Raw genomic sequence first — 14,579 nt, 5'->3', positions numbered from 1 at the left:
TACCTACAAGAGCTGGTATGGCATTGAGATGTGCGGTTTATGTACATCGATAGGTGCTATGCCAGCTTTTTCATGGGATAATTCTTTTAGGGCAGTGGCGAGATGACGAAAGGGTGAAGCTTTAGTCAGGAGTATCCAGGAAATCATGGATCGCCGAGAGAAGATCATCGATATCAAATGGCTTATTCAGCGCGAACAGGTGGCGTGCTGTGACCTCTCCCTCGGGTAATGCTGCGCTGATGATAATGGTGGGAACATGCTGGAACTCGCGGCGCTGCTGCAAAAAGTCGTAAAGCTGAATCCCATTCATATGCGGCAGATGATAATCGATGATTAACAGGTCCGGCAGTAAATCTTCAAATACTTTCAGCGCCTGTTCTGGATCAGTAACTAAAAAAGCCAGGTGCTGTGTCTCTTCCACAATAATTTGCACCAGGCTGGAGCCGACGCTGCCGTCATCTTCAATGACCAGAATCGTTTTATTATCGTGTGTTTGTTCACTTTTATGATCGAGCGACATAACAACTGCATCCTTTTAGCAATAGTATCTACAAAGAAACTCTCGTTTTTCTTACTACGCGACAAAAGCCCCGCGAGCTTCACTGCATCCGACTTCTGGCATGAATTGCATCAAAGGGACGTAGAATCGCCAGTGCTGCATCTTCATTCTTGCTCTATCCGTTATGTATACAGCTTAGCTTTTTGTAAAACGCGATAAGTATTAGATTGGTATTAGCTAGAGAAACCACGCTGCAATTCATTGGCGTATGGATCAGTGCTTGTAGCCACTGATTACAAATAGGGTGCCTGGTCATATGAGACATACCTTGTTTGTGCATTTTGCTTGACAGCAGTTTATGGATCAGGTATGCTCATTACATTATGCAGGATGAATACATTTGCCGTGCCGAGCAAGACAAGATTGCTCAGTTTCTGGCTTACCACTACCCCTATAAAGCCATTACACATGTGCGTGCCGCATAAGCAGCCTGGCGCTGAAATGCTTGTGCGGCGAATAGTAGCGCTGATCATCGTGCATGCTTGCTTTTGATAAGCATGCTCTGTTTGGCGTGGAGCTATTTCCCTCCTTTCTGACAATCTTCTTTCCTGTGTGGCTGTGTATTGTTCTCTCCATTTGAATGATGCCGCCTATTATGCGAAGGCAGAAGATATAAGAGACGAACAGCGCCTCTTCTCCGTTTGGTATTTACGCCAGGCCCTCAATATGTCGCTCCTGTTCCCGTTCCATCGCTAAACTTCATGTTTTGAAAGGGCCTGATGAAGTATGAACAAACCTGTGATAGAGCCATCCGCGCTATCGGAGCTGCTGGCTCAACAACCTTTCCCCTGGCGCCGCTGGTTGGTCGCTTTTTTCTGCTATAACGGCACCATGCGCCTGCTCTTTACTAGCGCCATCTGGATGATCTACCTGGCCTCCCACGGCTACTCGCCGTTTATGATTGGTCTGCTGGAGATGACTTTTCACCTGGCCAAGTTCGTGGCCGAGGTGCCAACCGGTATCTTCGCGGACCTGCTGGGACGGCGCAAAAGCTTGATGCTCTATTGTTTGCTGGGTGCCATTGAGACGCTGTTCTTCCTGCTGCCAACCTTGCCATTTCTGTTTATCAGCTTCGCGCTCTCTGGTATCTCGTATGCTTTCCTGGGGGGCGCCAACGAGGCTGTTTTGTGGTCCCTGACCAGCTATGCTGCCCCCGGCGATGTGCAGCAGCAACCGGCGCGCTACAGCAGATTGTTGAGTGTGACTTTGATGCTCAGTGTAATCAGCGAGATGATTGGTACCACGCTGGGCGGCTATCTGGGCAATATAATGCAGACGTGGCCGTTTATCTGCCGTGCAATCGCCTGCTTGCTGGCGACCATTCCTTTGCTGCTGCTGCCAAAGGCGGTTACTGAGCCCCAGCAGATAGAAGCGTGTGAGCGTCCACATCCCTTGTTGCACCTTAAGGAGGGCCTGCGCGTAGTCTGGCACTCGCCGCGCCTGCTCGGACTGATCTTGATTTCTGGCCTGGTTGAAAGTTGTGGCACCACCATCTACTTTTTCGTCCAGCTACAATTTCATAACCTCGGATTTGCGCTGAGCAGTATTGGTATTATTATGGCCATCAGCAGCCTGAGTCAGTGTCTGTTTACCGCTCTTGCTCCCGCTTTGATGCGACGCATGGCAGTACGCGTCTTGATCCCGGCCTGTGTCCTTTGTCAACTCACCGGTGTTGTATTGATGATAATGCCTGGTGCCGTGCTTAGCCTGTTCGGTTTCCTGGTATTTCTGCAGGCCGCAAGCGCTATCCTCTATCCCACTGTCAGTACGTGCCTGAACGAAGATAGTCCGGAGGCACAGCGCGCGATGGTGCTCTCATTTGAAACCGGAATGTTCAGCCTGGCGATGATCGTGCTCTTTCCGCTCTTTGGGCTGGGATTAACCAGCTCAAGTTATAGCATTGTCTATAGCTGGACCGCAGGAGCCCTGGTCATCGGAAGCATCACCAGCTACTTGCTGGTACACATCCGTTCCACGGCGTTGACTAACCGCTCTGCACAGGGTGATTAATGCTGCTCACGCAACAGTATCGTTCTTAACCACATGAGACATCCCAAATTTTAGGGATGAACTTGTGAAAGAAGCGAGCAGTTCTCCATTTTTGAAGGAGAACTGCTCGCTTCTCTTCTCTTGCAGAACAACGTGCTTTCCCCGTTTGGCTCGCTGAAAAGCACCACTGTGCCAAAAAACGGAAAAAGAGAAAGGAGCTGGTCAACCGACTTTCCACTCCCACAGCATCCCAGCGGCTTCCACAGGGCCTAGGGGTATGCTCTTTTCGCACGCATTCGCATCCTCTGTTGGCAAGACGTGTTGTACCCGATGAACACCGGACACACGCCCACATGGTCAGCCGATGCCGACCAGAGCGTCTCTCGTCACGTGGGGAACCTCCACACCGCCTCAGAGCATAATGATCTGGACGCGAGGCTGGGGCCGGGGCCGGCCAGCTACCTCCTCCCAGCGCGCAGGGATCCGTTGCCACAACCGACTCAAGGCCAGGCGCAGCCGTGCAAACGGCTGGTGTGCTTGCCGGGCATGACGGCCTGTGCGATGACAGTAGTGCCGCAACAGCCAGCGGCGTAAGAGTTCGTAAAACGGCGCCAGCAGGCTCAGCAGAAAGGCGTAGGCCAGCGCCGCCAACAGCAGCAGTTTTTCTCGCGTCTCCCACTCCCAGAGCCGCGGGCTTTGGAAGCCCAATTCGCTCTTGTTTTCTTTCCAGGTCAGTTCGATCTGCCAGCGACGCGCATAGGCAAACATAATCCGCCAGGCATCTTCCGCGGTGGTGATGGACTCGGCGGTGAGCAGATACCAGGGCAAGCCACCTTTGCGCCGGGCCACGACCAACCACAACGGCTGCTCAGGATGGTCGGGATGCCTCACCGCACAAGCGAGAACACTGCCCATGACCCACTGGTGACGACGGCAATCCCACACCCAGCGTTCTTGCCATCCTCGTTTGCCGCGGGTGATTTTCCAGGCTGCACGTCGCTGACCCTGGGCATCCACGAGCTGGTAATCTTTTTTCCAGCGCAGCACAAAGCGCAACGAGAACGCCAGCAACAGACCCAGCCAGAAACTGCTGGCGAAGCCTTGATCAAAGACATGCATCACCTCGCGTCCCCAGAGCAGAACGCCTTGCAGCAACAGTTTGGCTTGTTCATCGCGTTTGAAGGAAGCGCGCGCCCCACGGCTGGTCCACCACCGCATGCTGGCTAGTTCAGGCGGGTCGTCTTGCTGCTCGCTGCCGACCAGGACCACGGCCAACCAATGGAGGCCCGGCACAAAGATGGGGCCACGGGGCGGGGTGTAGTAACCTTTCTTGATATGGGTGAGTCGAGCGCCCTTACTCGAGCGCACCGGGGCAAGGTCGTCCGAGGCGATAGTTTCTGGCTTCTCCCACGCACTCTCATCCCACAGCGCCAGCACATCCCTTCCCATCTGTTTCCACCTTGTGAGACGTTGGCTGGCTCGATGCCACAGATACGAGCGGATCAGTTCAGCCGACCATTTGCGACAATGCAGCAGCCGAGACAGGCGTTTGGTTCCTGCCGGAGCTTTGTCGGGCGTCTCGAGATAGCCGCCCATTTCCGAAAGGAGCAAGCCATTGACGCGATCACGGAAGGTCAAGATCACCGCCACGGTCTGCACCATCGTGCGCACCAGTCGTTTGTCCATGCGGCTATCGGCTTGCATGAGCAAGGGAGCCAGAAAGTGAGCCAGAGCAGTGTACAATCCCTGCGCCATCTCGGCAGGGGGATATGCTGGAACTTGTGGCTCCTCAAGCGGTGTGAGATACTGAGATGACATAAACAACACCTCCTGGATTGACTGAATGGTGGTCTGTTTTTCCTTCAGTCTCGCTCAGGAGGTGTCTTTTTACAAACCCGACCTTAAAATTCGGGATGTCTCATGTTTTTACTGTTGGCATTTGTATCGTGGTACGATATAATTAAGAAGTTTAAACGATCATACTTTGTAATTACAAGGGAGAGGTTTGGTCTATGGCATCAACTCATTCTGATGGTCAGGCAGATTTATTAGAAGATTCTATCCCTGTGAAGAAGCTGGGGGATTTTACTACCACTCCACGCATGCTCTTTATCGCGGTGTTGGCTATTGGTATTGGTATTTGTAGTGCATTTATTGCCGTCATTTTATTGAAGCTCATCGGGTTATTTACCAATCTTTTCTTTTATCAACGTTGGGGCTTGAATCTGGTCTCGCCAGTGGGGAACAAACTGGGGCTATTGGAAGTGCTGGTACCTGTAGTGGGGGCTTTGATCATCGGTTTGATGGCGCGCTATGGCTCTGAACGCATTCGAGGTCATGGTATTCCTGAAGCCATTGAATCAATTTTGATCAATGGGAGTAAGGTTGAGCCAAAGGTAGCGCTCCTCAAGCCAATTGCCTCGGCCATCTCGATCGGGTCCGGTGGTCCTTTTGGTGCTGAGGGCCCCATTATTATGACCGGTGGGGCGTTTGGCTCGATGGTGGCGCAATTTTTTCATCTGACCAGCGTGGAGCGCAAGACGTTACTGGTTGCGGGAGCGGCGGCCGGCATGTCGGCGACATTTGCCGCCCCCATCGCTTCCATCCTGCTGGCGGTGGAATTGTTACTGTTTGAGTGGAAGCCACGCAGCCTGGTGCCGGTGGCGCTGGCCAGCGCCACCGCTGCCATCCTGCGCCACTACCTGCTGGGGAATGGGCCACTTTTTCCCGTACCACCGCATAGCGCTTTTATTGGCCCGGTAGGTTTTCTCGGCTGTGTGCTGGTGGGACTGCTGGGTGGCGGTGCCGCGGCTTTGCTAACGATGATGGTGTATGGCAGTGAAGATTTTTTTCATCGCCTGCCTATTCATTGGATGTGGTGGCCGATGCTGGGTGGTCTGGTGATCGGCATTGGTGGATTGATTTTCCCACAGGCTTTGGGTGTGGGTTATGATACAATTGGTGCATTGCTGCAAGGGGATGTTTCGATCAAGATCATACTAGGGGTACTGCTGGTCAAATCCATTATCTGGAGTGTTTCTCTAGGTTCTGGTACATCGGGTGGTGTGCTGGCACCTTTGCTCATGGTAGGGTGTGCGCTGGGTGGTATTGAAGCGATGTTCCTCCCCAATGAAGGAGCAGGTTTCTGGGCGTTAATTAGCATGGCGGCTGTCCTGGGTGCTACAATAGGCTCGCCTTTTACTGCCATTATCTTTGCCCTGGAGTTGACGCACGATTTCAACGCGTTAATACCGCTGGTCATTGCTGTAATGGTTGCTTATGCTCTTATCGTATTATTGATGCGCCGCTCGATTTTAACGGAAAAGATTAGTCGCCGTGGCTACCACCTTAGTCGAGAGTACGCGATTGATCCACTGGAATTGCTCTTTGTACGTGAAGTGATGCGCACCGATGTGGTAGCCTTGTCTGATTCGCTTTTGCCAACGGCCTTGCCCCAATCGGTGCAAGATGAATTGGAGAAGCAGGAGCGTATACAGCATCTCTTCCCGGTCCTGAACGAGGAGGAATTGCTGGTGGGCGTGGTAACGCGCCATGATTTGCAGCGTTTCATACAGCAAGAGAGTGCTTCATCGGAGTCGATTGGTAAATTGATCAAGCAGCAGCCTGTCGTGGCCTATGCTGATGAGCCATTGCGTTATGTAATCAATCGAATGGCTGCCAGCGGTTATACCTGTTTCCCGGTTGTCGAGAGCGAAACCTCATCAAAATTACTGGGCATAATTTCGCTGAGCGCGCTCCTCAAGGCCCGTTCGCATAATCTGGAAGAGGAGCGCCGGCGTGAACGTCCTTTGCGTCTGCGCCTGTTCTTGCCGAGACGTGGACAGCCGAACACAACAGAGGTTGTGGAAGAAGTAGAGAACGTAGGGGGAGAAGAGGAGCAGGAGCCTGGCGAACGAGTGCATTCCTAAGAATGGAGTTTGTTTATGTTTGATGAAGTGTTGACTGATAATGACTATTCCGCTTTGAGTGAGTTCCGCTATGCGATCCGCCGCTTTCTCCATTTCAGTGAGGAGGCGGCTCGCGCGGCCGCGTTGGAACCACAGCAGCATCAACTGTTACTGGCTGTTAAAGGACTTTCCCTGCGTGGTTCACCCACGATTCGCGATATCGCTGAGCGTTTACAATTGCGGCACCACAGCACGGTTGAACTTCTCGACCGCATGGCTGAGCATGGTCTGATTGAGCGCACTCGTGACACCGTTGACCAGCGCCGTGTGTTCATCACGCTGACCCCAACCGGTGAAGACATCCTGAAGAAACTGTCGCTGCTTCATCGAACTGAATTACGCTCGTCTGGCCCTGCTCTGGTAGAAGCTTTGAATGCCTTGATTGGTGAGCCCACCCAATCGCTGCCAGATAGATCCGGTGCTACATCTTGACCCATAGGAGGAGGTGCATCGGGTACGCGTTCGCGTACCCGATGCACCTCCTGATAACCAGGGCGGCTGCCCGGGCGTGAGTATTCATGATAACCAATAAAAAGTGTTAGACACACTTTTTATTGGTTATCTGTTGATACAGGCTTTGGCGAACATACGCAAGGATTCCAGCTGGGCGGAGTCCTGCAGGAAGATAATCAATTCCTGGGCGCCGGCCTGCTCAATCTCCTGGACGCGCTTGTAGATGGCGTCCGGAGTACCAACCAGTGCCTGCTGACGGATGCGATCCGCCGGGACGTTGCGCTGATATGGGGCGCTTTTGGCCAGCGCTTCCTGATCGGTTTCCGCAATGGCACAGTTGAACAGCACTGTCCTCCAGATTGAGTTGTAATCGCGACCAACGTTGTCGCAGTGCTCTTTGATGATGGAGAACTTGCGGGCCAGACCCTCATTGTCCAGATGTTGAATGTTACAGGCATCCGCGTACTGCGCTACCAGCTTCAGGGTCACTTTTTCGCCCGCGCCTCCGATCAGCAGGGGGATATGCGGTTTCTGTACTCCTTTGGGCTGATTGATGGCACCATTGACGTGCAGATATTTGCCCTCGACCGTAGCTTCCTCTTCTGTCCACATCGCCCGAATAATGCGCAGGGCATCGCGCAACTGGCGCAGGCGCGTGGGACCATCGGGAAAGTCATAGCCATAGGCATTGTATTCATGCTCATACCAGCCGGCGCCGATGCCAAAGTTCAGGCGTCCATGGCTGAGTACATCCACCGTACTGGCCATCTTCGCCAGCAAAGCGGGATTGCGATAGCTATTGCAGGTCACCATCTGACCGATGCGTACCCGCTTTGTGTCGCGGGATAGCGCCGCCGTGCTGGTCCAGCATTCAAACGTTGGCTCCTGCGTGGGCTGGGGAACCGTATGGAAGTGGTCAAACAGCCAGATCGAATCGAAGCCAAGGTTCTCAGCCTCCTGGGCCACACGCGTCATCGTCTCATAACCTTCCACCGGATCTGTAATGCCCACCAGATCCATGCGCCACCCCTGGGGAACAATCACACCAAATTTTAAAGCCATCAGGTAGATACCCCTTTCTTTCCAGATTGTATTAAATAGGTAGAAAACGATTACCATCTTTATTTAAGGTTGATGGAGAGGCAAAATGTCAAGTACAGACGGTAGGGATTGGTATTCTAAGTAGTAGAATCAAGCGTTGCAGGCTGGATTGCCGCTCAAGACGTCGCTATTGTAATCGGTGACGTGCCAGTTTCCCCAGAAGTCTTTGCCCAGTGTCAGATGGAGATGATAGGATTTGCTCAGGTGGGAGCGCGTAATCGTGTAGTTATGAACCTGGGTGCCATTGGGGGCGATTGAGCTGGTTTCGGTATAGTTGGTGACCGGCCCATAACAGCGATCTTCTCCCTGGGCCTGTTTGATGAAGCTGTCGTGTTCGCCGACTGTGGCGCCTAGATCGTTGTATGCCTGCTCGTAGTTGCGGGCGCGCAGGGCACCCATGAAGTTATTGGCAATCTCGGTGGCTTGCGACGGAGGATTGCGATTGATGAGGTAGCTATACCCCGCAAATCCCAGCCCACAGAGCAGCAAGGGGATGATCAGCAGGGTTAGAACCAGATTGCGTGTGCAGCCGGCTGCCTTTTTAACCACCGGCTTTGATCTTGTCATGATCGATGTAAAGCGTCCATCGCTACTGATACTCTGAGCCATCTGTGGTTGAAATCCTACTGCTGCCGTCTGTGGAAGACTCGCGGCTGCGGGTAACCGGGTTGTCGATACGTGTGATGTTCTCTGTTCAGCCGCATCAGTTCTGGATGTGGGCGGCGTCGTGATGGTGGTAGGTGTTCTTCTGGGATCAAGGGTCTGCTCCAATGCATCGGCGAAGTTCTGTACACACGCAAAGCGCGCATGTGGATCTTTTGCCAGGGCTTTGAAGAGTACCTCGGTGAACGCGTGCGGTATCTGCAATGCCTGTTCATCGATTGGTGGTGGTGGAGCGGTCAGATGCTGGGTGATCAATTCGACATGGGAGCCCGCAAATGGTCGATGACCGGCCAGCCATTCATAGACCACGATAGCCAGAGAATATTGATCACTGGCTGGCCGGGCTTTGCCCTGGAGTTGCTCGGGGGCCATGTATGCGATAGTGCCAAGAACAGCTTCCTCAGTCTGCTGGTTCTGCGATGTCTGTTCAATGGCGGCAATCCCGAAATCACTGAGCCTGAGTTCTCCATGCTGGTCCAGCAGCATGTTCTGCGGCTTCACATCCCGGTGAATCAATTTCTGGTCATGGGCATATTGCAGGGCAGAGGCCACCTGTTGCACATAGGGCATAAAAGCCGCGGTTCCCAGACGCGTACCTCGTGGCACCTGCTGGCGCAGCGTTCCCCCGGTCGCGTACTCCATTACCAGAAAGGGCGTGCTATTCTCCACACCAAAGTCCAGCACGCGGATAATATGTGGATGTATCAGGTGTGCAATGACCTGTGCCTCATTGCTAAAACGATCTATCTCCTCCTGCGCAATCTGTGCATGTAGAATTTTGATTGCCGCCTGTGTATGGAGATAGACATGTTCACCAAGATAGACATCCGCGAATCCACCGTGCCCCAGACGCTTCAAGATGCGGTAATTCCCCAACTGTGTCCCAATAAACTCCATCATAAGTATGGTACGGTTTAGTGGAGCATTAAAGATGCAAAATACGTAGTTCTTTTTGTGCTTTCCGTGCGGACAGCAAGCCCCTTACAGGTATAGGTTTTTTCAGGGGCTACGCCCCCAGGCCCTGTAATGCCGCCCTTCGGGCGGCGGGAGAGGGGGAAGAGTTGGGGGCACAGCCCCCAAACCCCCAGTCAAGGGGCTAGCCGCCCCTTGCATCCCCGCTTGTCTGCTAAAAACCTATACTTGAAAGGCAGCAAGCCCCCCCTTTTTTCGTGCGTTCGTCAGCATGGCCGCCCCCTTTCGTGCGTTCGTCAGCGTGGCCGCCCCCTTTCGTGCGTTTGTCAGCATGGCCACTCCCTTTCGTGCGCCCGCATACGCAGCCGCCTTATTATTTTTTAATGGATGGTGCCACATCATGGCCGGGTGCATTCGCACCCGGCCATGATGTGGCACCATCCATTAAAAAATAAATGTGAGCGCCGAAGGCGCGTAGTGTCAGGGGCCGGAGGCACGAATCCCTGGTTTTATACCCCTCAGCGAGCAGCGTTGATGTTATACTAAAATGCATATTTGCATGATGTCTCACGATGCTATAGCAAGGATGGATGCTGTGAAACGATCGTTTCTACAAATGCTATTGTCTTTTTTCGGTTTTGTATTGATTGGTTTGTATAGCGGAGCCTTTGGGGTATTGTTGCCCGACATGAGTCGTTATTATGGGGTGGATAAATCTGTCATCGGCCTTATTTTTGTTACTTCTTCAATAGGTTATTTTATTTCGGCTTTGTTCAGTAGTATTATATTAGAACGTCTGGGCATGCGTCTTTTTCTGGTGGTTGGCACCATTACATTTTTTTTTGGGGCCTTGACGCTTGGCATCAAACCTGCTTTCGGCATTGTGCTGGCGACAAGGCTCTTTATGGGTCTTGGGGTTGCCATGATCGAGATGGGGCTGAATGCTTATGTCGTAGCGCAGGCACGCCATGCTTCTCAGCTCAATACCCTGCATGCTTTCTATGGAGCGGGAGCATTATTTGGTCCGCTGGTGGCGGCATTCCTGCTCACAACCGCCTGGGGTTGGAGCAGTGTCTTTTATCTCTGGATGCTGCTCAGTATCCCTTTCTTACTGGGTGTGGCACTGACCTTTAGCGCGGAGCCGCCTCGCGTCGTCGGTAGTGAGGTCGAAAACACAGGGACCAGCAGTGCCTGGATAGCGGCATTGAAGTTGCCGATTGTCTGGCTTTTGTGTATATTTCTGTTACTCTATGTGGGGGTGGAGGTGAGCGTTGGTAACTGGACCTATAGCTTCCTGGTTGAAGGGCGGCATCAGCAGATCGCCTTATCCAGCTGGATCGTCAGTGGCTACTGGTTGGGATTGACCCTGGGGCGCTTTACCCTGAGCCAGCTTGCCCGGCGTCTGCGCATGAGCGACGTGCGCCTATTGTATATCTGTACGATCATTGTCGCGCTGTGTGCCATCTTGATCTGGTGGTTACCCTTTGATAGCGTGGCAGCCATTGGTTTTTGCATCATTGGCTACTGTCTGGGACCCATCTATCCGACGACGGTTGCGCTCACCCCCAGCCTCGTTCCAGGTCGTGTTGTGACCAGTGCGATCGGTTTTCTGGTGAGCTTGAGTATCTTTGGCACCTCCGTCTTTCCTGGTATCGCTGGTATCCTGGCGCAGTACTTTGGCATCTGGTCCCTGTTGCCCTATAATCTTGCCCTGACCCTGCTGATGCTGCTATTCTGGTGGATAATATTTCGAGTGAAGAGGAATAAGACAACATGGCAGATCAGTCACCACTAGCAGCGGTAAGAGGAACGGAAGGGACGCGCGATGAGCCCTATGTACGCCGACTCTGGCTGGTCCGTCACGGAGTGACCGACTGGAATAGCCAGGGGCGTCTCTGCGGGCAGCATGATGTTCCTCTATCTGACGTGGGCACTTCACAGGCTCGGTGGGTGGGGATCTATCTGTGCTCACGACCGCTGGTCGCTCTATATGCCAGCGATCTGCGACGGACGCGTCAGACCGCGTCGATCCTGGCGCTTCAGTTACCAGAACCTCTGGTAGTGCAGACCTCCGCCGCCTGGCGTGAGCTTTCATTTGGCGCGTGGGAAGGGTTGACTTATGCGGAGGTGGCGGAGCGCTATCCGGATCAACTGGGCTTCTTTAAGCAGCCTATGCAGTTTTCACCTCCAGGTGGAGAGACCCTGGCCGTGCTACAGCAGCGCGTGCAGGAAGGCTTCGCGCAACTGGTACAGGACTCTTTGCGCTTACCATCTGGAGAGCTCGCATTAGTCAGCCACGCGGGCCCACTGCGTGTGCTGCTCTGTTCGCTGCTGGGCATACCGTTTGAGCGTCAGTGGCAGTTACAGTTTGCCCACGGCTCGATCAGTGCCATCGATTTTGTGGCCGAGGCAAGAGATGTGCCCGCGACCACAACACTGGCATTGCTCAATTATCATCAGACAGAAATTCATATAGACATAGAAAATAAGAGGATGGAGAAGCGATGACGGATGCCTGAGACCTACCCTGCTACTGATCCTGAAGTAGCAGTGCGCCGCAATTGGTGGCTTGATCAATATAAAGAGCTGGTGGCCGCTATCCGTTTCCTGACAACTCTGCCGGTTCCGGGCAGTAACCGGCTTTTTCGTACCGACGGTAGCCAGGCCGATAGCAGGTTGTTTCTGGGTAGCGCTTATTTCCCGCTGGTAGGCTTATTGCTGGCGGTCGCGCCTGCTTTGCTGGTCCAGGTGGCTGGCGCGCTGCTTTCTCCGCTGGTGCTGGCCGCTTTACTGGTCGTACTCCTGATTATATTGAGCGGAGGCCTACACCTGGATGGTTTAATGGATACCTGCGATGGCCTGTTCGGGGGACACAATCGCGAGAGCAAGCTTGAGATTATGCGCGATAGTCGCCTCGGCAGCTTTGGCATGCTGGGGGGCGGCAGCATCCTCCTGCTCAAATTCGCGTTGCTGGCGAGTCTAGATCGCCAGTTCGTGCCCTGGGCTCTGCTGACCATTCTCCCAATCTCGCGTTGGACCATGGTGCTGGCGATGTATGCTTTTCCCCCCGCTCGTAAGGAGGGGTTGGGAGTGGCCTTTCGCCAGACTGTGACGCGTACGCGCCTGGTCTGCGCCACTGTCCTGGCGCTGTTGATTGCCGGCCTGATAGGTCATGTGATGGGACTGGTTTTGTGCCTGGTGGCCACGCTGTTAACCTGGCTGGTAGGTAGATGGATTACCGCTCAACTGGGTGGTCTGACCGGGGATAGCTATGGCACGTTCGCTGAACTGATGGAGGTGGCGTTACTCCTGTTGTGGACGCTGCTACGCTTCTGGCTATAAATAGGGAAGAGATGAAAGTATGACTGATAGAAATGCGGATATAGACGAGGGCCCAGGCCTGGTGCTCCTGCTGGGTGGAGCGCGCAGTGGGAAGAGTACGTTTGCTGAGCGACTGGCCACAAAGAGCGGGCGCAGCGTGGCCTTCATTGCCACCGCCATAGCGATTGATGAAGATATGCGCGATCGCATCGCTCGTCACCAGTCTTCCCGTCCCGCTGACTGGCGAACGATCGAAGAGCCGCTTCACCTGGCAGCGGCGCTACGGCAGGCGGCCGCTGCGGCCGACGTCGTGATCCTGGATTGTTTGACGGTCTGGCTCTCCAACTGGCTCTTCTCGCAGGATAATAGCGCGCAATTGGAGAACGACAATACGATCAGCGCGCGGCACTATGCTGGAGCTCTGCAGGAGATTGATGCCCTACTGCAGGCGGTTTCAGAATTGGAGCCGGGCAAGACCCTGGTCGTGGTGAGCAATGAGGTCGGCCTTGGCATTGTCCCGGCGTATGCCCTCGGACGCATCTATCGTGACGTGTTAGGACTGGTCAATCAACGCATCGCTGCCGCCGCCACCCGCGTCTACCTGATGGTGGCAGGATTGGGCGTAGACATCAAGCGGTTGGATGAAGCGGCAACGCTTTAATTACCGTCCCGCCCCATCAGCCCAGCCTGGGAAATGCTCAAGACTTGATTGGATCTCGATCCAGTTCTATATCCTGGAAGGTTACGGGATCTTCTTTCGGTTCGAGGTGGGTGAAGACCGTGCTATCCGGCAGGGCTTTATGAATGGCGATCTCTATTTCTTCACAGATGGTGTGCCCTCTCTGTACTGTCCAATCGCCTGGCACAATCACGTGGAAGGACACGAAGCGCCTGCGCCCGGCCATTCTGCTGCGCAGGGCATGAAAATCGATGTCTTGCTGGCGATATGGCTCTATGACGTTATTGACGATGTCGATATCTTCTTTTGGCAGGGCCGTATCGAGCAATCCCAGACCTGTCTGGCGCAGCAGCTTTGTGCCGGTCCAGATAATGTTGATGGCGACCAGTAGCGCCACAATCGGGTCCAGGATGTACCACCTGGTGATGGCGACCAGCAGAACTCCCACCAGCACGCCCACCGTTGTCATCACATCGGCGAACAAATGGTGGGCGTCTGCTTCCAGGGTAATCGAGCGCTGTCGCCTGCCTGCCTGCAGCATAAACCAGGCCAGCACACCGTTGATGATGGCGCCGAAGACCGAGAAGCCCAGACCCAGAAATGGCTGGTCAATTGGTTCGGGATGAAAGAGGCGGGGAACCGACTCGATGGCGATAATCAAGGCCGCCACCAGGATGAGCGCGCCCTCGACTCCGCTGGAGAAATATTCGGACTTGGTATGCCCATAGGCATGATCTTCATCAGCCGGACGCGCGGCCAGTGTTAGGGCCCACAGTCCAACCAGCGCCGCCACCAGATTCACCACTGACTCGGCCGCGTCTGAAAATAGTCCCACCGACCCGGTTAGAAAATATCCGATAAACTTCACCGCCATGGTGGCTAGCGCGGCAGCGATTGATAAGAACATGTACAAACGGAGCGAAGTTTGCTTCAT

Annotated in this window: 12 protein-coding genes; 7 read left to right on the top strand and 5 right to left on the bottom strand. The window is 53.9% G+C overall.

The annotated features are described in order from the left end of the window. Positions 1-121 precede the first annotated feature (121 nt). On the bottom strand, positions 122-520 hold the full coding sequence (locus KTT_RS03340) for a response regulator (RefSeq protein WP_126594641.1): 399 nt from the start codon (positions 518-520) through the stop codon (positions 122-124). A gap of 765 nt (positions 521-1,285) precedes the next feature. On the opposite strand from KTT_RS03340, the gene KTT_RS03335 reads away from it, so the two are divergent. Further along, the gene (locus KTT_RS03335; RefSeq protein WP_126594640.1) at positions 1,286-2,569 is read left to right on the top strand and encodes an MFS transporter; all 1,284 of its coding nucleotides are present in this window, start codon (positions 1,286-1,288) and stop codon (positions 2,567-2,569) included. Positions 2,570-2,959: 390 nt separating this feature from the next. Here KTT_RS03335 and KTT_RS03330 read toward each other — a convergent pair whose 3' ends face one another. Continuing rightward, a complete protein-coding gene (locus tag KTT_RS03330; RefSeq protein WP_126594639.1) occupies positions 2,960-4,366 on the bottom strand; it encodes a transposase in 1,407 nt (468 codons plus the stop codon). A gap of 194 nt (positions 4,367-4,560) precedes the next feature. Here KTT_RS03330 and KTT_RS03325 point away from each other — a divergent pair, with 194 nt between their 5' ends. Next, positions 4,561-6,477 carry a chloride channel protein gene (locus KTT_RS03325; RefSeq protein WP_126594638.1) on the top strand — a complete coding sequence of 639 codons (1,917 nt, stop codon included), beginning with the start codon at positions 4,561-4,563 and terminating at the stop codon, positions 6,475-6,477. A 15-nt stretch (positions 6,478-6,492) separates the two neighbouring features. Further along, positions 6,493-6,948, top strand: coding sequence for a MarR family winged helix-turn-helix transcriptional regulator (locus tag KTT_RS03320; protein ID WP_126594637.1), 456 nt, complete (start codon positions 6,493-6,495; stop codon positions 6,946-6,948). A gap of 126 nt (positions 6,949-7,074) precedes the next feature. On the opposite strand, the gene KTT_RS03315 is transcribed toward KTT_RS03320, so the two are convergent. Then, complete coding sequence (locus tag KTT_RS03315) at positions 7,075-8,031, bottom strand: LLM class F420-dependent oxidoreductase (protein ID WP_126594636.1); 957 nt, start codon at positions 8,029-8,031, stop codon at positions 7,075-7,077. A gap of 129 nt (positions 8,032-8,160) precedes the next feature. After that, complete coding sequence (locus KTT_RS03310) at positions 8,161-9,633, bottom strand: serine/threonine protein kinase (RefSeq protein WP_126594635.1); 1,473 nt, start codon at positions 9,631-9,633, stop codon at positions 8,161-8,163. 607 nt (positions 9,634-10,240) lie between these two features. Here KTT_RS03310 and KTT_RS03305 point away from each other — a divergent pair. Genes KTT_RS03305 through cobU form a run of 4 tightly spaced genes read left to right on the top strand, consistent with a single transcriptional unit; the run spans position 10,241 to position 13,627 of the window. Continuing rightward, positions 10,241-11,440, top strand: coding sequence for an MFS transporter (locus KTT_RS03305; protein WP_160145607.1), 1,200 nt, complete (start codon positions 10,241-10,243; stop codon positions 11,438-11,440). Continuing rightward, positions 11,419-12,153, top strand: a complete 735-nt coding sequence (locus tag KTT_RS03300) for a histidine phosphatase family protein (RefSeq protein ID WP_126594633.1) — start codon at positions 11,419-11,421, stop codon at positions 12,151-12,153. Before KTT_RS03305 ends, KTT_RS03300 begins: the two co-directional genes overlap by 22 nt. A gap of 3 nt (positions 12,154-12,156) precedes the next feature. After that, complete coding sequence (gene cobS / locus KTT_RS03295; RefSeq protein ID WP_126594632.1) at positions 12,157-12,987, top strand: adenosylcobinamide-GDP ribazoletransferase; 831 nt, start codon at positions 12,157-12,159, stop codon at positions 12,985-12,987. Positions 12,988-13,006: 19 nt separating this feature from the next. Continuing rightward, positions 13,007-13,627, top strand: coding sequence for a bifunctional adenosylcobinamide kinase/adenosylcobinamide-phosphate guanylyltransferase (gene cobU / locus KTT_RS03290; RefSeq protein WP_126594631.1), 621 nt, complete (start codon positions 13,007-13,009; stop codon positions 13,625-13,627). 37 nt (positions 13,628-13,664) lie between these two features. On the opposite strand, the gene KTT_RS03285 is transcribed toward cobU, so the two are convergent. Beyond that, complete coding sequence (locus KTT_RS03285) at positions 13,665-14,579, bottom strand: cation diffusion facilitator family transporter (RefSeq protein WP_126594630.1); 915 nt, start codon at positions 14,577-14,579, stop codon at positions 13,665-13,667.

This window comes from Dictyobacter aurantiacus (assembly GCF_003967515.1).
GTDB classification, from domain to species: Bacteria; Chloroflexota; Ktedonobacteria; order Ktedonobacterales; family Ktedonobacteraceae; genus Dictyobacter; species Dictyobacter aurantiacus.
The sequence above is the reverse complement of the archived record's forward strand: the minus strand, read 5'-3'. Positions and strand labels throughout refer to the sequence as shown.

What these genes read in the sequence shown, in the direction of transcription:
- KTT_RS03340 (WP_126594641.1), bottom strand. Translation starts at nt 520, where the DNA reads ATGTCGCTCGATCATAAAAGTGAACAAACACACGATAATAAAACGATT.
- KTT_RS03335 (WP_126594640.1), top strand. Translation starts at nt 1,286, where the DNA reads ATGAACAAACCTGTGATAGAGCCATCCGCGCTATCGGAGCTGCTGGCT.
- KTT_RS03330 (WP_126594639.1), bottom strand. Translation starts at nt 4,366, where the DNA reads ATGTCATCTCAGTATCTCACACCGCTTGAGGAGCCACAAGTTCCAGCA.
- KTT_RS03325 (WP_126594638.1), top strand. Translation starts at nt 4,561, where the DNA reads ATGGCATCAACTCATTCTGATGGTCAGGCAGATTTATTAGAAGATTCT.
- KTT_RS03320 (WP_126594637.1), top strand. Translation starts at nt 6,493, where the DNA reads ATGTTTGATGAAGTGTTGACTGATAATGACTATTCCGCTTTGAGTGAG.
- KTT_RS03315 (WP_126594636.1), bottom strand. Translation starts at nt 8,031, where the DNA reads ATGGCTTTAAAATTTGGTGTGATTGTTCCCCAGGGGTGGCGCATGGAT.
- KTT_RS03310 (WP_126594635.1), bottom strand. Translation starts at nt 9,633, where the DNA reads ATGATGGAGTTTATTGGGACACAGTTGGGGAATTACCGCATCTTGAAG.
- KTT_RS03300 (WP_126594633.1), top strand. Translation starts at nt 11,419, where the DNA reads ATGGCAGATCAGTCACCACTAGCAGCGGTAAGAGGAACGGAAGGGACG.
- cobS (WP_126594632.1), top strand. Translation starts at nt 12,157, where the DNA reads ATGCCTGAGACCTACCCTGCTACTGATCCTGAAGTAGCAGTGCGCCGC.
- cobU (WP_126594631.1), top strand. Translation starts at nt 13,007, where the DNA reads ATGACTGATAGAAATGCGGATATAGACGAGGGCCCAGGCCTGGTGCTC.
- KTT_RS03285 (WP_126594630.1), bottom strand. Translation starts at nt 14,579, where the DNA reads ATGAAGCAAACTTCGCTCCGTTTGTACATGTTCTTATCAATCGCTGCC.